The sequence below is a fragment of the Cupriavidus sp. 05T313 genome, from assembly GCF_056396665.1.
In genome coordinates, this window is record NZ_JBFTLX010000001.1 from 1 (window position 1) to 18,017 (window position 18,017).

Annotated in this window: 15 protein-coding genes; 6 read left to right on the forward strand and 9 right to left on the reverse strand. The window is 65.2% G+C overall.

All coding sequences use genetic code 11. The features are described 5' to 3' along the window. The 3 genes from AC1DKD_RS00005 to AC1DKD_RS00015 all read right to left on the reverse strand — a co-directional run. Positions 1-1,270: L-lactate permease (locus AC1DKD_RS00005; protein WP_477142795.1), on the reverse strand; the 1,270-nt coding region annotated here is incomplete at its 3' end. Positions 1,271-1,471: 201 nt separating this feature from the next. Beyond that, positions 1,472-2,539, reverse strand: coding sequence for a carbon-nitrogen hydrolase family protein (locus tag AC1DKD_RS00010; RefSeq protein ID WP_045240866.1), 1,068 nt, complete (start codon positions 2,537-2,539; stop codon positions 1,472-1,474). A gap of 131 nt (positions 2,540-2,670) precedes the next feature. Then, positions 2,671-3,753 (reverse strand): enolase C-terminal domain-like protein, encoded by a 1,083-nt coding sequence (locus tag AC1DKD_RS00015; RefSeq protein WP_441628422.1) that lies wholly within the window; start codon positions 3,751-3,753, stop codon positions 2,671-2,673. Positions 3,754-4,095: 342 nt separating this feature from the next. On the opposite strand from AC1DKD_RS00015, the gene AC1DKD_RS00020 reads away from it, so the two are divergent. Then, on the forward strand, positions 4,096-4,656 hold the full coding sequence (locus AC1DKD_RS00020) for an LbetaH domain-containing protein (RefSeq protein ID WP_441628424.1): 561 nt from the start codon (positions 4,096-4,098) through the stop codon (positions 4,654-4,656). Positions 4,657-4,779: 123 nt separating this feature from the next. Here AC1DKD_RS00020 and AC1DKD_RS00025 read toward each other — a convergent pair whose 3' ends face one another. Continuing rightward, positions 4,780-7,116 carry an NADP-dependent malic enzyme gene (locus AC1DKD_RS00025; RefSeq protein ID WP_477142796.1) on the reverse strand — a complete coding sequence of 779 codons (2,337 nt, stop codon included), beginning with the start codon at positions 7,114-7,116 and terminating at the stop codon, positions 4,780-4,782. Between the two features lie 350 nt (positions 7,117-7,466). On the opposite strand from AC1DKD_RS00025, the gene thiL reads away from it, so the two are divergent. The 3 genes from thiL to AC1DKD_RS00040 all read left to right on the forward strand — a co-directional run bounded on the left by thiL (position 7,467) and on the right by AC1DKD_RS00040 (position 9,653). Then, a complete protein-coding gene (thiL, locus tag AC1DKD_RS00030; RefSeq protein ID WP_441635564.1) occupies positions 7,467-8,447 on the forward strand; it encodes a thiamine-phosphate kinase in 981 nt (326 codons plus the stop codon). 105 nt (positions 8,448-8,552) lie between these two features. Continuing rightward, positions 8,553-9,119, forward strand: a complete 567-nt coding sequence (locus AC1DKD_RS00035; protein WP_035875449.1) for a phosphatidylglycerophosphatase A family protein — start codon at positions 8,553-8,555, stop codon at positions 9,117-9,119. Positions 9,120-9,155: 36 nt separating this feature from the next. After that, complete coding sequence (locus tag AC1DKD_RS00040; protein WP_035875451.1) at positions 9,156-9,653, forward strand: CinA family protein; 498 nt, start codon at positions 9,156-9,158, stop codon at positions 9,651-9,653. 39 nt (positions 9,654-9,692) lie between these two features. On the opposite strand, the gene pyrF is transcribed toward AC1DKD_RS00040, so the two are convergent. Continuing rightward, positions 9,693-10,511 (reverse strand): orotidine-5'-phosphate decarboxylase, encoded by an 819-nt coding sequence (gene pyrF / locus AC1DKD_RS00045; protein WP_441635561.1) that lies wholly within the window; start codon positions 10,509-10,511, stop codon positions 9,693-9,695. 170 nt (positions 10,512-10,681) lie between these two features. Between pyrF and AC1DKD_RS00050 the strand changes: the two genes are divergently transcribed. Further along, positions 10,682-11,584 carry a DMT family transporter gene (locus AC1DKD_RS00050; protein WP_477142797.1) on the forward strand — a complete coding sequence of 301 codons (903 nt, stop codon included), beginning with the start codon at positions 10,682-10,684 and terminating at the stop codon, positions 11,582-11,584. 499 nt (positions 11,585-12,083) lie between these two features. Continuing rightward, positions 12,084-13,046, forward strand: a complete 963-nt coding sequence (corA, locus tag AC1DKD_RS00055) for a magnesium/cobalt transporter CorA (protein WP_035875456.1) — start codon at positions 12,084-12,086, stop codon at positions 13,044-13,046. Positions 13,047-13,075: 29 nt separating this feature from the next. On the opposite strand, the gene mtgA is transcribed toward corA, so the two are convergent. From mtgA to AC1DKD_RS00075, 4 genes are all read right to left on the reverse strand, one after another. Then, positions 13,076-13,777 carry a monofunctional biosynthetic peptidoglycan transglycosylase gene (mtgA, locus tag AC1DKD_RS00060; protein ID WP_477142820.1) on the reverse strand — a complete coding sequence of 234 codons (702 nt, stop codon included), beginning with the start codon at positions 13,775-13,777 and terminating at the stop codon, positions 13,076-13,078. A 93-nt stretch (positions 13,778-13,870) separates the two neighbouring features. Further along, positions 13,871-14,764, reverse strand: a complete 894-nt coding sequence (aroE, locus tag AC1DKD_RS00065; RefSeq protein ID WP_081862466.1) for a shikimate dehydrogenase — start codon at positions 14,762-14,764, stop codon at positions 13,871-13,873. Next, positions 14,764-15,633 carry an energy transducer TonB gene (locus tag AC1DKD_RS00070; protein ID WP_441635566.1) on the reverse strand — a complete coding sequence of 290 codons (870 nt, stop codon included), beginning with the start codon at positions 15,631-15,633 and terminating at the stop codon, positions 14,764-14,766. The genes aroE and AC1DKD_RS00070 overlap by 1 nt, the downstream gene beginning before the upstream one ends. Positions 15,634-15,794: 161 nt before the next feature. Further along, the gene (locus AC1DKD_RS00075) at positions 15,795-17,918 is read right to left on the reverse strand and encodes a ribonuclease catalytic domain-containing protein (protein WP_477142798.1); all 2,124 of its coding nucleotides are present in this window, start codon (positions 17,916-17,918) and stop codon (positions 15,795-15,797) included. Positions 17,919-18,017 lie beyond the last annotated feature (99 nt).

Below are 18,017 nucleotides of genomic sequence, written 5' to 3' on the forward strand. Positions count from 1 at the left end.
GGGTCAGGTAGCCAATGCCGAACATGGCGCAGATGGTCAGCAGCGAATATTGGACCAGCTTGATGGTCTGCCAGTACTCCCGCAGCAGCCTGGGCAGCGAGTATCCCATCAGGATGCCGCCGATCACCGACGCGACCAGGATGCCGGTGCCGGCCATCGACAGGACGTTGAACGAGTACACGGCCGATTCGGGAATCGCCGCGGCGACCACCGGCGGCATCTTGAGCACCATTTTGTCCAGGCCGGGGATGCTGTATTTCCAGGTCCAGAGGACATCCAGGGACTTCTTGACCTGCGGAATCCCCCACAGGAAGACAAACACAGTCAGGATGACCCACGGCATCCACGCCTTCGCCGCGGAGATGCGGCGTTCCGGGGCTTCCGTTTGCGGCGGCTCGTGGTTCTCGACCCTGGAATCATCGTGACGGTTGAACAGCTTTGCGGATGTCCAGATCTTGCGGGGCTTCCAGACCTTCATGAACAGGGCCAGGCAGCTCATGGAGACGAGCGAGGAGATGACGTCGACAAGCCAGGGCCCGTGGAAATTGGAAACGAGATACTGCGGGACCGCGAAGCTGACACCTGCGACCAGGATGGCCGGCCAGATCTCTTTCATGCCCCGGAAACCGGCAAACGCCCAGATCAGCCAGAACGGCACCAGGACCGAGAAGAAGGGCAACTGCCTTCCGATCATGGCCGAAAGTTGCAAGAGATCCAGCCCCGTGACGGAAGCGAGGGCAAGGACAGGGGAGCCAAGCGCGCCGAATGCCACCGGCGCCGTATTGGCGATCAGCGCGAGCCCGGATGCGGCGAGCGGGGAGAAGCCAAAGCCGATCAGGATGGCGCCAGTGACCGCGACCGGCGTGCCGAATCCGGCGGCGCCTTCAAAAAAGGCGCCAAAACAAAACGCGACCAGCAATAGCTGGATGCGCTTGTCTTCCGTGACCMCGGAGATCGAATTCTGGAGCGCCTTGAAGAAGCCGTTCTGCGTGGTCAGCCGGTGCAGGAAGATGATGTTGAGGACGATCCAGCCGATCGGGAAGAGGCCGGAGGCAATGCCGTATGCGGCTGCCTTTCCCGCCATGCTCGCCGGCATCCCGAAGACCGTGCAGGCAACGACGCCGCCGGCCAGCAGGGCCAGGCCCGCGGCCAGGTGCGCTTGAATGTGAAAGAAGGCCAGTGCGGCCAACAGTACGACGATCGGGATCGCTGCGACGAGTGTCGAGAGCAACGGGCTTCCCAATGGATCATAGATTTGACTCCATGCCATGTTTGTCTCCTAGCAATGCATTTTTATGCGGCTGAATCGATATGTTTCGATACTTCGCCGGTGGGGCACGGAGTGGTTTCAGACTGGTTTTAATTCACGCCGTGAAGAGATCGGCGGTCCGGCGCTGGGGGGCCGGACCGCGATTGACCATTGCAATATTGACTAGTGCACTATCGCAATAGCGCGCCATCGCGCTTCGGGTCAGGCATTGTGCCGCGCGGGGACGGTGCCCGCGGAATTGAAGAGGAGATCGTTCAGGTCGTCGTCCTCGGCCCCGGCAGTGCGCTCCTCCGGATGCGAGGAGAATTCAACTGGCGCCAGCGCGCGCCGGTTGACCTTCAACTGGAACACATCGAAGCGGTTGTAGTAGCCGACCACGTCCTGGAACTGCTTCGGCACCACGCATTTCGCGAGGTCGATATCCGCATAGACGATGCCTTCCTCGTCGCGGATCACCTCGCTGATGGGCTGGCCATCCGGTCCCAGGATCATGGAAACGCTCTTCGGCGACTCTTCGAGCAACTGGCGAGCCCTGGAATTGTCGCGGCTGATCATGTCGATGGCTTCGGGGGGAAGAAAGCCCGATGCCACGATATTGAAGAGCTTGCCTTCGAAGGCGTGCGCGCCGGCGCGCAGGCGGATCGCCGCTTCAAGGTCGTAGCCCGACTCTCCCGGCGGATTGGTCGGCCAGCGCGGAGAGAAGGACGAAACGTGCACGTTTTCACCTTGCGCGAGCAGCGTAAAGCGTGCGAGGGCATTGGTGTTCTCGCCGCAAACCAGCGCACCGATGCGGCCGATGCGGGTGTCCGACACGCGCAGGCCGTTACCGTCGCCCGGTGTCCACGTGAGCTTCTCCCAATACGTGGGAACGAGCTTGCGGTGTGCATTCAGGATGGACCCGTCGTCGCCGATCAGGATGTTGGTGTCCCAGATGCAGGCGGGGCTGATCGGCGTGCCCTCGTTGATGCCCAGTGAAACAAAGACACCGTGCCGCTTGGCGCAATCGCGGATCTGCCTGACCTCGGGGCCATTCACTTCCACTGCCGACGAGGCCAGCTTGACGAAGAACTCATGCACATCCACCGGCGCCCAGACGCCGGACCAGACCGGGAAGGAAGAGATGAAGGCTTCCGGAAACGCGATGAGCTCGGCGCCGTTGCCGGCGGCTTCGGCGATCCATGCGCAGGCCTTGTCGACGGTCGCCGGCGTATTGAAGTAGATCGGTGCCGCATGGCACGCGGCGGCTTTGAACTTGGGATAGGTTTTCATTTGAGGTTGTCTCCGAAAGAAATGCCGTTGCCGGCAGTTGGGTGCTTTAGCTGCTTTAGGTGCCTTGGGTGCCTGAACATTCGGGCGCTGGCGTTCGAAAGCCGGGTTCCGGGAACCGGGCACCAGGAAAATCAGGCGGCGAAACGGCGGATCGCGTCTTCGTTCCACCGGATGCCCAGTCCGGGAAGCTCGCCGGGCTCGACAGCGCCTTCGGTTACCTGCAAGGGATCCAGCAGGACCGCGTCAGCGAGCCCGAAGTACTCCAGGTAGTGCGCGGTCGGGGTAAGGCTCTGGAGATGCGCGCTCGCCTCCTGGAAGAAGTGCGTGGAGACCGGGATGGCGGTAGCGGCACAGACCGCCGAGGCGTCGAGCCAGCCCGATACGCCGCCGATCTTCATCAGGTCGAGCATCATGAGGTCCGATGACGCTTGCTGGATGCTGCGGAGCACCTCGCGCGGGCCGTAGAGGTTCTCGCCAAGCTGAATGGGGGTCCTGACCGCGGCGGCGATCTTCGCGTGGCCGGCGAAATCGTCGTACCTTGTCGGTTCCTCTATCCACTCGATGCCCTCTTCGTCGAGGGCCTCGCCCCTGCGGATGGATTCGGGGACGGACAGGGACTGGTTGTAGTCGACCATCAGCTTGCCGTCCGTGCCGATCAGTGCCCTGGCGGCGCGCACGGCCCGGAGGTCTTCCTCCAGGGTCGGGTACCCAATCTTGATCTTGATGGCGCGGAAGCCCGCCCGCACGGCGGCTTCGATCAGCGGCGCGGCATCATTCGGACGCTCCATGCCGAAGCTCGCATAGGCAACGGTCTTTGACGGCGTGCCACCGAGCACCCGCACCAGCGGCAGTCCGATGACGCGCGAATGTGCGTCCCACAGGGCCATGTCGATCGCAGCCAGGGCCATGTCGAGGAGGCCTGGCGTGCCGATCAGGACGAACTTGCGCCGGAGCGCTTCCATATTCGCCCGCGGTTCGAGTGCCCATGACTCCATCACCGGCAGGACGTCTTTCAGTACCTGGACAATGCCCCGCAGGACGAGCGGCGTATACGTGAAGATGTACGCGCTGCCGGCGATGCCGCTGCTGGTCTTGATATCGAGCAGCACCAGCGGCGCGGTCGCCATGACACCGCTTGCGGTTCGCAGGGGAGGGTGCAGTGGAACAATGACCGGGCGCACATCGAAGCCGGTGATCAACGGGGAGTTGGACATAATCGCTCTCGCTGGGTTTCTCAAAAACGGATGACGCTAGTATGCGTTGAGAATCGGGAGCGGCAGTATGGGAGTGCTTTGAAAGTATTTCACGAATCATTGAGCCCGTAATCATTAGGCTCGTATTCGTCCGTCGCTTTGAATAAAAACGAAGTGCCTTGAAATACGATCAAGCGGGATTGAAATATTCGCCGGCGGCCGCCTTTCCGTTGCCTGAGCCGGTGGCGCCGCTGTATGGTGCTCATGCCAGGCGCCAGTGCGCGCGGAGACTGTGCGGGACGGGGTGCTCCGCGGGATGCCCTTGACCATGCACTGCGATAAAACATGCCAAGGGACCATGCTGTGATTCGAAAGAACCCAAGCGGAGATTTACCGGTTATTCACGAGAGTGCATTTGTCGACCCCACCGCAATCATTTGCGGGCGCGTGGTGGTCCGTGAGAATGTGTTCATCGGACCCTATGTCGTTATCCGGGCGGATGAGGTCGGGCCGGACGGCGGCATGCAGCCGATCGTCATCGGCGCGAACTCAAATATCCAGGATGGGGTAATCATTCATTCCCGGGCGGGTGCGGCGGTGCTGATCGGGTCGGACACGTCCATTGCCCACCGCGCCATCGTCCACGGACCCTGCGACGTGGGGGACCGCGTCTTTATCGGATTCAACAGTGTCCTGTACAACTGCTCGGTCGGCCATGACTGCGTTGTGCGGCACAACGCCGTGGTGGATGGCTGCCGCCTGCCGCGCGGATTCCATGTGCCGTCCACGGAGCGGATCGGGCCGGCAACGGATCTGGAACAGATCCCGCGAGTGACAGCGGATGCCGCCGAATTCTCTGAAGATGTCGCACGTACGAACAATCAGTTTGTAAGCGGCTACAAACGCATCCAGAACGAGCTGTGAGGGGAGGGGGCTCGCGCATCGGACAAGGCTTGCCCCCTGCTGGCTTTCATGTATCGCTGATCACCGCCGGGCATCCGCAGTCCCGGCGGTGATCGCTTGCTTCTGGCGCCGGTACCCGGCGACTCAGTCCTTGGGCGATTGCATTGCCGCGGCGCCCACTACCACCAGCGACGTCATATTGACGATACGCCGCACCGTCGCCGACGGCGTCAGGATGTGCACCGGCGCCTTGACCCCGAGCAGGATCGGTCCGATCGCCACATTGTTGCCCGCCGCGACCTTGAGAAGGTTGTAGGCGATGTTGGCCGCATCGATGTTCGGGCACACCAGCAGGTTGGCTTCGCCCTTGAGCGCGCCGTCCGGCACCAGCGTGTCGCGCAGCTTCGGGTCGAGGGCGCAATCGCCGTGCATCTCGCCATCCACCTCGAGTTCCGGCGCGCGTTCGCGCAGGATCGCCAGCGTTTCGCGCATCTTCTGCGCCGACGGCGCTTCGGACGAGCCGAAGTTCGAGTGCGACACCAGCGCCACCTTGGGCACGATGCCGAAGCGCTTGAGCTCTTCGGCGGCCATCAGCGTGATCTCGGCCAGCTGGTGGGCGGTCGGGTCGATATTGACGTGCGTGTCGACCAGGAAGATCTGGCGGCCCGGCAGCACCAGCCCGTTCATCGCCGCGTACACCTCCTTGGTGCCGCCCAGGATCTGGTCGATGTAGCGCAGGTGGGCGGCGGTGGTGCTGACCGTGCCGCAGATCATGCCGTCGGCCTCGCCCTGCTTGACCAGCATGGCGCCGATCAGCGTGGTGCGGCGGCGCATTTCCAGCTTGGCGTACTGCTGGGTGACGCCCTGGCGGGCCATCATCTTGAAGTACGCCTCGGAGTAGTCGCGGAAGCGCGCGTCGTGTTCCGGGTTGACCACGGTGAAGTCGATGCCGCCGCGCAGACGCAGGCCGAAGCGCTCGATGCGGTGGGCGATCACGGCCGGGCGGCCGATCAGGATCGGGTTGGCCAGCTTTTCATCGACGATCACCTGCACCGCGCGCAGCACGCGCTCTTCTTCGCCCTCGGCGAAGACGATGCGCTTCTTCTCCATGTCGACCTGGCGGGCAGCCGCGTAGATCGGCTTCATCAGCGTGCCCGAGTGGTACACGAACTGCTGCAGCTGCAGGCGGTACGCGTCCATGTCCTTGATCGGGCGCGCGGCCACGCCGGACTGCATGGCGGCCTCGGCCACCGCCGGCGCRATCTTGACGATCAGGCGCGGGTCGAAGGGCTTGGGAATCAGATACTCGGGGCCGAACGACAGGTCCTGGATGCCGTAGGCGGTGGCGACGATGTCGCTCTGCTCCTGGCGCGCCAGYTCCGCGATCGCATGCGCCGCGGCGACTTCCATCTCACGCGTGATGGTGGTCGCGCCGCAATCCAGCGCGCCGCGGAAGATGAAGGGRAAGCACAGGACGTTGTTGACCTGGTTCGGGTAGTCGGTACGGCCGGTGGCGATCACCGCRTCCGGGCGCACTTCCTTGACCAGCTCCGGCAGGATTTCCGGGTTGGGGTTGGCCAGGGCCAGCACCAGCGGCTTGTCGGCCATGCGCTGGACCATGTCCTGCTTGAGCACGCCGGCGGCGGACAAGCCCAGGAAGATRTCGGCGCCGTCGATCACTTCGGCCAGCTTGCGCTTGTCGGTCTTTTGCGAGAAACGGGCCTTTTCCGGGTCCATCAGCTCGGTGCGGCCTTCGTAGACCACGCCGGCCAGGTCGGTCACCCAGATGTTTTCGAGCTTCATGCCCAGGTCGAGCAGCAGGTCCAGGCACGCCAGCGCCGCGGCGCCCGCGCCGGAAGCCACCAGCTTGACCTTGTCGATGTCCTTGCCGACCACCTTGAGGCCGTTGACGACGGCCGCGCCGACCACGATGGCGGTGCCATGCTGGTCATCGTGGAAGACGGGAATCTTCATGCGTTCGCGCAGCTTGCGCTCGACGTAGAAGCACTCCGGTGCCTTGATGTCTTCCAGGTTGATGCCGCCGAAGGTAGGCTCGAGCGCGGCAATGATCTGCACCAGCTTCTCGGGGTCCTTCTCGTCGAGTTCGATGTCGAACACGTCGATGCCGGCGAACTTCTTGAACAGGCCCGCCTTGCCTTCCATGACCGGCTTGGAAGCCGCCGGACCGATGTCGCCCAGGCCCAGCACGGCGGTGCCGTTGGTGATCACGCCGACCAGGTTGCCGCGCGCGGTGTAGCGGAAGGAATTGGCCGGATCGACCACGATTTCCTCGCACGCGGCGGCGACGCCCGGCGAGTAGGCCAGCGCCAGGTCACGCTGGTTGGACAACGGCTTGGTCGGCGTGACCGAGATCTTGCCCGGCGTCGGAAACTCGTGATATTCCAGGGCAGCTTTGCGCAGCGCCTCACGCTGCTGCTGCTTCAGGTCTTCTGGGGGCGTGGGCTGCTGGGGACTGGTCATCGGCGCATCTTCCGGTCGGTGGAGCCGTTATTGACGTTACTGGAAACGAAATGGCGGGCCGGCTCCACGTACCCGCGGTCTCTTCCTCTGGAACCCCGCATTTTATATTGTGAAATATTATTTCACAATAAGCGTTTTGCGCGGAGCACCTTTGCGTTTCGGTACAATATGCCGCAAGCCGCCAGGGCTGACCAGCAGGGCGAAACCCGCCCCGGCGCGGTCCTGGAGCCGGGATGTGAGTCACGCCGGCGAGCTGCCGCACCGCATGACGCCAGCTTGCCACCGCAAGCCATTCGTGTGGCGGTATTACCCAGCCCTTCGCCGAATCTCCGCCGCCTCGAAACCTCCCCATGCCCGAAACCTCCAGCGCCCAGCTCTCCGAGTTCGACCTGATCCGCCGTTTCTTTACCCGGCCCGCGCACAAGGCCGTGCTGGGTGTGGGCGACGACTGCGCGCTGATCGAGGGGCGGCCCGGGCACCACCTGGCCATCAGCACCGACATGCTGGTCAGCGGACGCCACTTCTTCCCCGACGTGGCGCCGCGGGCGCTGGGCCACAAGGCGCTGGCCGTCAACCTGTCCGACCTGGCGGCCATGGGCGCGGAACCCCGCGCGTTCACGCTGGCGCTGGCCTTGCCCGAAGCCGATCCCGAGTGGCTGGCCGAACTGGCCGCGGGCATGCTGGAACTGGCCGATGCCCACGGCTGCGAGCTGATCGGCGGCGACACCACCCGCGGCCCCCTCACGCTAAGCCTGACGGTGTTCGGCGACGTGCCCGCGCACAAGGCGCTGCGACGCGATGCCGCGCGCCCCGGCGACGACATCTGGATCTCCGGCACACTCGGCGATGCCCGCCTGGCGCTGGGCGACTGCCGCGGCGAATGGCTGCTGCCCGAGCCCGATTTCACCGAGGTGCGCCCGCGCATGGAGACGCCGACGCCGCGCGTGGCGCTGGGCATGGCACTGCGCGGAGTGGCTCATGCCGCACTAGATATCTCCGACGGCCTGGTTGGCGATCTCGGCCATATCCTGGCACGCTCCCAGGTGGGCGCCCTGCTCAACGTCGATGCCCTGCCGCGCTCGGAGGTGATGGCCGGCCAACCCGAGGCGCGCCAGCTGGAATGCACGCTGGCCGGTGGCGATGACTACGAACTCTGCTTCACCGCGCCCGCCGGCACCCGCGATGCCGTCGCCGCCATCGGCGCGCGGCTGGGGCTGCCGCTGACGCGTGTCGGCGCCATCACCCCCGAACCCGGCTTGCGCCTGGTCAACGAGGACGGCGACCCGAGCGCTTACTCGGGCAGCAGCTTCGATCACTTCGCTTCCTCCTGACAAGCCAGCGTCCGCCGTGTCATCATGCAGCCATGCCGGGCGCCAGACCCTGCCCGGACCCGTTGTCCGGAAAAATCCCATCCGAACCATACGAGCCAATCCTTGATGTCCGCCTACCCGCCCGGGCCTTCCGCGCACGATCCCGCCCTGACCCTGGAAGCCGGCCAGGCCGCCAAGGTCCTGCGCCCCACGGCGCGCTTCATGCTCTCCCACCCCGCCCACCTGATCGCGCTGGGCTTCGGCTCCGGCCTGTCGCCGGTTGGCCCCGGCACGGTCGGCACCCTGTATGCGTGGCTGTCATACCTGGTGATCTCGATGTGGGTGCAGCCGGAGGCCTGGCTATGGCTGATCGCCGGCGGCTTCCTGCTAGGGCTGTGGGCCTGCGCCCGCACTGCGCGCGACATGGGCGTGCACGACCACGGCAGCATGGTCTGGGACGAAATCGTGGCGTTCTGGCTGGTCATGGCCTTTGTGATGCCGACCGGATTCTGGGGCCAGCTTGCGGCCTTCCTGTGGTTCCGCCTGTTCGATATCGCCAAGCCGGCGCCGATCGGGCATCTCGACCGCACGCTCAAGGGACCCGGCCTGCGCGGCGGTTTCGGCGTCATGTTCGACGATGTGATGGCCGCCTTTTACACGCTGCTGGTGTTCGCCCTGTGGCGTTCGCTGTAATCCGCACTTCCCGCAACCCTTACTGAATCCGCCATCATGTCCGTCAGCCGCTTGCTCGACCAGCTTGCCGTCCAGGTCGGTATTTCCCTGAACGAGAAGTCGCTGTTGCTCGCTACGGCGGAGTCCTGCACCGGCGGGCTCGTGGCCGCGGCCATTACGGATGTATCGGGTTCGTCAGGCTGGTTCGAGCGTGGCTTCGTCACCTACTCGAACGAAGCCAAGTCGACCATGCTGGGAGTGCCGGCCAAGCTGATCCGCGATCACGGCGCTGTCAGCGAGGAAGTGGCGCGCGCCATGGCCGAAGGTGCCCTGCTCAACAGCCGCGCCCAGGTGGCGCTGTCCATCACCGGCGTGGCCGGACCGACCGGCGGCACGCCGGAAAAGCCGGTTGGCATGGTTTGCTTCGGCTGGAGCAACCGCATCACCACCACGGTGGAAACGCAGCGCTTTCGCGGCGACCGCCAGCAGATCCGCCGCCAGGCCGCCGAGTACGCCATCCGCGGCCTGCTGGAACTGGTCCGCAACGAGGCCTGAGGCATGCAGCGGCCTGACGGCCGCCAACGATGCGGCGGTTCAGCCCTGGCGGTAGCGGTTGATGGTTTCGCGTGTCTGCAGCGCGACGTTGCGCGCGGCGCTGGCGAAATCCTTCTCGCGGCTGGCATAGAGGATGGCGCGCGAGGAATTGATCATCATGCCAGTGCCAGCGGCAGTACGCCCGGCGCGAACGGTAGCCTCGATATCGCCGCCCTGGGCACCGATGCCCGGGATCAGCAGCGGCATGTCGCCCACGATCTCTCGCACCTTGGCAATCTCCGCGGGGAAGGTCGCCCCCACTACCAGCGACATCTGGCCGTTGGTATTCCAGCGCGTGGCGGCCGCTTCGGCCACCACCTGGTACACGGGCTTGCCGTTCACCGGCAGGAACTGCACATCCGAGCCGCCAGGATTTGAGGTGCGGCACAGCACGATCACGCCGCGATCGGGATAAGCCAGGTAGGGCTCCATCGAATCCAGGCCCATGTACGGATTGACCGTGACCGCATCGGCACGGTAGCGCTCGAAGGCTTCGATGGCGTATTGCTGCGCGGTCGAGCCGATATCTCCGCGCTTGGCGTCCAGGATCACGGGAATTCCGGGGTGGGCGTCATGGATATAGGCGATCAGCTGCTCAAGCTGGTCTTCGGCCCGCTGCGCCGCAAAATAGGCAATCTGCGGCTTGAAGGCGCAGACCAGGTCGGCGGTGGCGTCAACGATCTCGCGGCAGAAGGAGAAAATGGCGCCGCCCGCGCCCGTCATCGACAGGGGCAGCTTGCCGGGATCGGGGTCGAGCCCGACGCATAGGAGGGAATCGTTGCGCTGCCAGGCTGCAGCCAACTGCTCGGTGAATGTCATGGAATGCTCGCTAATCTGGGTCGGCCGCATCGGCTGCGCGCCGAGCCCTGTGGGCCGGGTCGGCGCTCCCCCGCGGCAACAGTCGTTCTGCGATTTTACCCGTTGCGTGCTATCTTCTGCCGTTCTTCCTCGATACAAAGAGCGGCGTCGCACACAGCCGCCACCCCGCCATGTCTCTCGACCGCCGCAGCCTGGTGCTGCTCGTCATCCTCACACTCGCCTGGGGCATCAACTGGCCCATCATGAAACTCGGCGTGGCGCAGTTCCCGGCCATGGGATTCCGTCTGCTCTGCATGGCCGGCGGCGTGCTGGCGCTGGGGCTGGCCTTGCGCCTGCGCGGCGAATCGCTGCGGGTCCCGGCGGGGCAGTGGCCGACCGTGATCAAGCTGGCGATACCCAACATGGTGTTCTGGCATCTGCTGGCGATCTGCGCCGTCAAGATGCTGTCTTCCGGGCGCGCCGCCATCCTTGGCTACACCATGCCGATCTGGGCCGTGGTCTGGGGSCTGGTGCTGTTCCGCGAACGCATTGGCGCCGCCGCCTGGATCGGCATYGCCTGCGCGCTGGCCGGCACSGYGCTGCTGCTSTCGGGCGAGATCGCSGCGCTGACCGGCAGCCCGGGCGGCACCCTGCTGATGCTGGGCGCCGCGGCCGGCTGGGGCCTGGGCACGCAGATGATGAAGCGCAGCAAGATCGAAATGCCGATCGGCGTGCTGACCTTCTGGATGCTGGTGGTCACGCTGCCCTTCCTGCTGCTCGGCACGCTGCTGCTCGAGCACGGCTGGCGCCTGCCCAATGCCGTGGAGTGGGGGGCGATCGCCTATAACGCGGTAGTGGTGTTCGCCTACTGCCATCTCGTCTGGTTCATGCTGGCGCGCAGCCTGCCGCCGGTGGTGTCGAGCCTGTCGATGATGTTCATCCCGGTGGTCGGTGTGTTCTCGGGCATGTGGATGCTGGGCGAGCAGCCGCACTGGCAGGACTATGCCGCGATCGTGCTGATGTTCGCCGCCATGGCCTCGGTGCTGCTGGTGCCGCTGTTGCGCCGCTGGCGCCGGAGCGCGCGGGCGGCATGACGGCAACACTGTGCGCCGGGGCCTGCATTCACCCAGATTTCACTTAACAAGCCCCCCTCGTTGGGCTACACTCGCGGCCATCATAATCCCGGAGAAACTACGTGGGCAGTAGCATCGGGTGTTCGTGTTGCCGCAGCCAGATTGCGATCGCACCGAATGCCATGTCACTGCGGGCTGCGTAACGACGACCGCCGGAGCCGGACCATCCCGCTCCACCGCCTCGTCGGACTCGCCCGCAGCACATACTGCGGGTGAGTGTTCTTCCGTGCCCCTGACGGCCGCCGCCGCGCGCGCCGCTTCGTCCCGGACTTTCCCTCTCCCGGCTTGCCAGCCATGAACGGCAAACGCCATCGCCTTGCACGCTCGCAAAAGCGCGCAGCGCGATCACGCTTGCCAGCGGGCTCATGCTTCGCCATTGCGCGCGAAGCGTGAGTTCGCCCGGGGCCGGCCAAGCCTAGCCTGCGCGTTTCTTCGCCAAACGCAACAAGGAAGCCCTGGGATGATCAACCTGTTCGTCCTGCAGAAAGGCCGGCTCGCACAGGAGCAGGTCGACGATCGCAATGAACTTCTGCAGCACAAGCCGATCTGGATCGACGTCATCAGCCCCGATGAAGAAGAACTCGCCTGGATCAAGGAAGCGTACGGCGTAGCCCTGCCGGAACTGGAAGACCTGGGCGACCTGGAAGCCTCGGCCCGCTACTTCGAGGGCGAAGACGAGAACATCCATATCCGCACCGACTTCCTGCTCGATGAGGAAGAGATCTCGCGCAACGTGCGCGTGGCGTTCGTGCTGACCCGCGACGTGCTGTTCTCCATCCACGACGAAGACCTGCCGGTGTTCCGGCTGGTGCGGTTGCGCGCGCGCATGCGGCCGGGTTCGGTGCGCAACGCCAAGGATGTGCTGATGGATCTGTACGCCACCGATGCGGAATACTCGGCGGACTCCATCGAGGAAGTCTACGAACGGCTGGAGGAAGCCAGCAAGCGCGTGCTGGCCGAAAACGTGACCGATGCCGCCGCCGCCGACGTGCTGGAAACCATCGCCCGCGAGGAAGACCTGAACGGCCGCATCCGCCGCAACGTCATGGATACGCGCCGCGCGGTCTCCTTCCTGATGCGCAGCCAGTTGCTGTCGGCCGAGCAGCAGGACGAAGCCCGCCAGATCCTGCGCGATATCGACTCCATCGAGAACCACACCGCGTTCCTGTTCGACAAGATCAACTTCCTGATGGATGCCACGGTCGGCTTCATCAACATCAACCAGAACAAGATCATCAAGCTGTTCTCGGTGGTGTCGGTGGCGCTGATGCCGCCCACGCTGATCGCCAGCATCTACGGCATGAACTTCAAGCTGATGCCGGAACTGGACTGGTCCGCGGGCTATCCGTGGGCGATCGGGCTGATGGCGGTGTCGGCGGCGATTCCGCTGGTGTATTTCAAGCGCAAAGGCTGGCTGAGCTAAGTGGCGGCGCGGCTGCCGCCGCGCTCAGCTCAGTCCGGCAGCGTGGCCGCGCCCATGCGGCGCGCGATGATATTGGCCTTGGCCTTGAAGTTCACGCGCACATTGGCGCAGTACTGCTTCTTGTCGAAGCACTTCGGCGCCGGCAGCGCGGCGGCCAGGCGCGCTGCCTGGCCCACGCTGAGCCTGGCCGCGCTGGTCTTGAAGTAGTGCTGGGCAGCGGCCTCGACCCCGAATACACCTTCGCCCCACTCCACTGAATTCAGGTAGATCTCGAAGATGCGTTGCTTGTCGAGCCAGAACTCGAGCATCCAGGTAATGGCCAGTTCCTGCCCCTTGCGCAGGTAATGCTGCTCTGATGAGAGAAAAAGGTTCTTCGCCAGTTGCTGGGTAATGGTGGAGCCGCCGCGCACGATGTGGCCGCGCTTCTTGTTGCGCTCCCACGCTTCGAGCATGGCGTYGAGTTCGTAGCCGGGATGGTTGACGAAATCGGCGTCCTCGCTGGCGATCACCGCGCGCTTGAGGCTGCGCGAGATATCGTCATAGCCGACCCAGCGGCGGTCCACCTGGCAGCTCCAGAATTGAAAGCCGCACAGCCGCCACTGCTCGGCCCGCATGAACGCCGTGGACGACGGGTTCACGTATTGCCAGGCAGCGATCTGCAGGAAGAAATAGACCTGCATGGCCAGCACGCCGGCGATCAGCGTGCCGAGCAGGTAGGCGAGCCAGCGCAGCGGCTTCAGACCGCCGCCGCGCGTGGCAGGCCCCGAACGGTCGGTACGCTTGCGCTCAGCCATGTTCGATGCCTGCAGGCCGCAGCGCCGCGCTCAACGCGCGGCTTCGGCCTGGAGTTCGGCGCGCAGCGCTGCCAGCACGGGGGCGGTGGCAGGCCGCACGCCGCGCCAGTTGTAGAAGGCTTCGGCGGCCTGCTCGACCAGCATGCCCAGCCCATCCGCGGTGCGCGCGCCGCATTGGGCGGCGAACTTCAGGAACACCGTGGGCTCGGCGCCGTACATCATGTCGTAGGCGAGCACATCCTTGCCCAGCAGTTCCGCCGGCACCGGCGGCAGTTCGCCCTGCAGGCTGCTGCTGGTGGCATTGATCACCACGTCGCAGGCGTCGTCCTCGGACAAACCCGCGAGCGCGTCGAAGCCGCCGCCCCACAATTCCACGCCGTACTCGTCGGCCTGCTGAGCCACGTTTTCCAGGATGTCACTGGCGCGCTGGGGTGTGCGGTTAGCCACCACGATGCGATCGGGCCGGCAGGCAATCAGCGGCAGCATGGCGCCCATGGCCGCGCCGCCGGCGCCCAGCAACAGGATGCGCTTGCCTTCGAGCAAGGTATCGAGATTGATCTCGATGTCCCGCGTGAGGCCGACGCCGTCGGTGTTGTCGCCATGGATCACGCCGTCCTCGATCCACATGGTATTGACCGCGCCGGCGCTTTCGGCGCGCGGCGTCAGGCGCTCCGCCAGGTCATAGGCTTCGAGCTTGAAGGGCACTGTCACGTTCAGGCCGTGGCCACCACCCTCGAAGAAGGCACGCACGGTGGCAACGAATCCGTCCAGCGGCGCCAGCAGGCGCTCGTACTCGACGGCCTCGCCGGTCTGCTGCGCGAAAGCGGCATGGATGGCGGGCGAGCGGCTGTGTGCGATGGGATTGCCGATCACCACATAGCGGTCGGCCTGGGTCTGGGATTGCATAGTCGTAGTAGAGGACATCATCGGGCCTGTAAGCGAGTTTCCAGCCCACTGCGCGAAAACTTGAAGGTGGAGATGACTTCGAGAATATCCTGGCGCGCCTGCATCTGCGCTGAGAACTGGCCAAACGGCGCCGCGGCCCGCACGATCGCCACCGCCTGGCGGTCCAGCGCGGGATCGCCCGAGCTCTTGACCACGTCGATGGCATCGATGTTGTAGCCGTCGCGGTTATAGCCGAGCTTGCCCTGCCGGTTGACGTTGATCACCAGGATCAGTTGCCCGTACAGCGGCTTGCCGTTGCGCTGGGGAAAATCGGTGGTGCCGCGCGCCTCGATCTTCTGGCGCAGGCGGTCGTAGTACTGCGCATATTCCACTTCCTGCGCGCTGGTGGCGGTGAGCTGATAGCGCTTGGGACGCTTGGCGTATTGCTCGAGGTTGCGGCCGATCTCGGCTTCGAGCTTGGCCATCTCATCGAGCGAGGTACGTTCGTCCTGCCCGCGCAGTGGATGCTCCATGCGCTGCTGGCCGGGCTTGAGCGGCTGGCTGTGCACGGACGGCGCGGCTTCGCGCGACTGCGTCATCAGGCGCTGCTGCTCCTGCTCCATCTGCTCCACGCGGCGCTGCATCTGGCGCACCAGGTCGCCGTCCTTGGTGACGGTCTGGGCCGGCAGTGGCGTGGTCGCGCGCTGCTGGTCCTGCTCGCCGCCACCGTCGAGGTTGGCCTGGGCCAGCACGGTGGGATTCTGCGGACGCTGCGCCGACTTGGAATTGACCAGCACCACGTCGAGCGCGGCATCGGTGCGCTTGATCTCGAACGCCTCCGGCGCCACCACGCGCACGGTCAGTAGCAGAACATGGGCAAGCACCGAGACGACCAGCGCCTTGGCCATCGTGCTGCTGGCGTTCCACCACTGGCGGGGAGAAAAAGCGGCTTTCACGATGGGCGGGACGTTGGCTGGACGGCGTCGATGGGACAAGACCGGGGCCGGGGTCGGTCGGACCCCGGTTCAGACTGCGATTGTAAGGGAGCGCCTCGTTTTTTCCGAGAACCTCAGCCCGCGCCGCCGGCGCCGGTGTCGCGTGTCTCCGACGAAGCGCCTTCGCTTGTGGCACCTTCGGCACTCGCGGCGTCGCCCTCGGCGCTGCCTTCCGCGGCCACGCCCTCGGCGGCGGCTTCGGCYACCTCCTCGGCGGCAGCTTCAGCGGCAGCTTCGGCCGACACTTCGCTGGCTTCGTCGTCGCCTTCCAGTTCTTCCGACGGCAATTCGCCTTCGCCGGCAAAGATCTCCAGGACCCGGCACGACACCTCCAGCGAGATTTCGTCGGTTGCGCCGATTTCCAGCAGCACCTGGGTTCCGCGCGAGGCCTGGACCAGTTCGGGCACGCGCGTGACCAGCGGGATCTCGGCAAAGCGCACCGCGCCTTCCTTGAGCACCGAGCCCATCAGGCGTTCGCGCTTTTCCTGTTGCAGCCAGCGCAGGCACCAGTAGCGTTCCATGGTCGACTGGTGATCGGCATAAGCGGCGTAGGTGCCTTCGAAGTCGGCTACGGCAGCCAGCAGGTCGGAGTCCTTGGGCTTGAACGGCGCCACCAGCTTGGCCGTGATCCCATGCTGGGCCACCGCCAGGATCTGCCACTGGTTGACCAGGTCGACATAGCGCCGCAGCGGCGAAGTGCTCCAGGCGTACTGCGCCACGCCCAGCCCTTCATGCGGGGCCGGATAGGTCTGCATGCGGGTGCGGTGCATGCCCCAGGCCTTCTGCGWGCGGTAGATGCCCGGCACGCCGTGGTCTGCGAGCAGCTTGCCCCAGGTGCTGTTSGCSARGATCATCAGYTCGGCCACGATCTTGTCGAGCGGAGAGCCGCGCCGGCGCTGCTCGATGCGCACTCGCTCGCCGCCGTCGGCCAGTTCGTCGAGGTAGAAGTTGTAGTCGGCGCGGTTGTGCGACTCGGGCCGCAGCCCGCTCGCCAGGCGCGCCTTCTGGCGTTCATCGTGCAGCCATCCGGAGAAGTGCCACAGCTGGGTCAGCGCCTCGCGGAACGGGTAGTCGCCGGTGCCCGCGGCAAGCGCGGCCTCGGTCACCACGTCCTCAAGCAGGTTGTGGCGCAGGTTGGCCGCGATCATGACCATTTCGGCACGGGTCTCGCTGCTGACGATGGCTTGCTGGGCCGGATCGTAGACCACGTACAGCGACAAGGCCGGGCACTCGCGCCCTTCCTGCAACGTGTAGCGCTCCACCACGTCGTCGGGCAGCATGGTGATCTTGTCGCCGGGGAAATACACGGTCGACAAGCGCTGGCGCGCCACGGCATCGAGCGGCTCGCCACGGCGGATGCCGAGGCCGGGGGCCGCGATATGGATGCCCACGCGGATCTGGCCACCGTCGAGCGGCGTGACCGACAGCGCATCGTCGATCTCGGTGGTAGTGACGTCGTCGATGGAAAACGCCTCCACCTCCGCGCGCGGCAGGTCGCCGACGGGTTCCGGCACGGGCACGTCGGGAAAGCCCGTGCCCTTGGGAAAGCATTCGGAGRGGAATTTGGCCTCATGCAGCGCGCGCGGGCTGGCAATGCCGCCCACTGCCACCATCAGCCGCATCGGCGACATGCCAAGCGCGGTGCAGGCGGCGTCCATCGCCTTGTATTCGAGGCTGTTCTTGTCGGGCTTGAACAGCAGTTGCAGTGCCTTGCCGCGGAAGGCGTCGGGCAACGTCATGGCCTTGAGCTGGGCTTCGTACTCGGCCTGCACCAGGGCTTGCTGCTTCTTGCGCTCGAGCGCGGCGAGCGCAGCCTTCAACTGGTCTTCCGGCGCGCGCTGGTAGCGCCCGCGGCCCTTGCGGCGGAAATACACGGGATTGCCGTGCAGCGTCTGCGCCAGCGCAGCTTGCTGCACCACGCTCGCACCCGCACCGTAGTATTCGGTCGCCAGGTCGACAAAGCCGAATTCTTCTTCCGACGCRCATTCCCACAGGAATTCCAGGTCGACCTCGCCGGCCAGCTCGGCGGTCTGGCGCACCAGCTCGATCGCCGACGGCTGCGCGAATTGCAACAGTACGTCACGCGACTTGACCTTGGTGCGCTTGCCCGCGGGCAGCTCCACCTGGTACGACTCGCCCTGCTGGGTCAGCACGGTGCCGGCGCGAATCTCGCCGCCTTCTTCGAACAGCAACTGCATGGATCGGTACTTTCAGAAATGCCGGGAACCGTTCTGGAAAACAAGCGCCCTGGCGCCTTGTAACGCCTGTGGGAACGGCCCGGTGAGGGAAATGGTGCA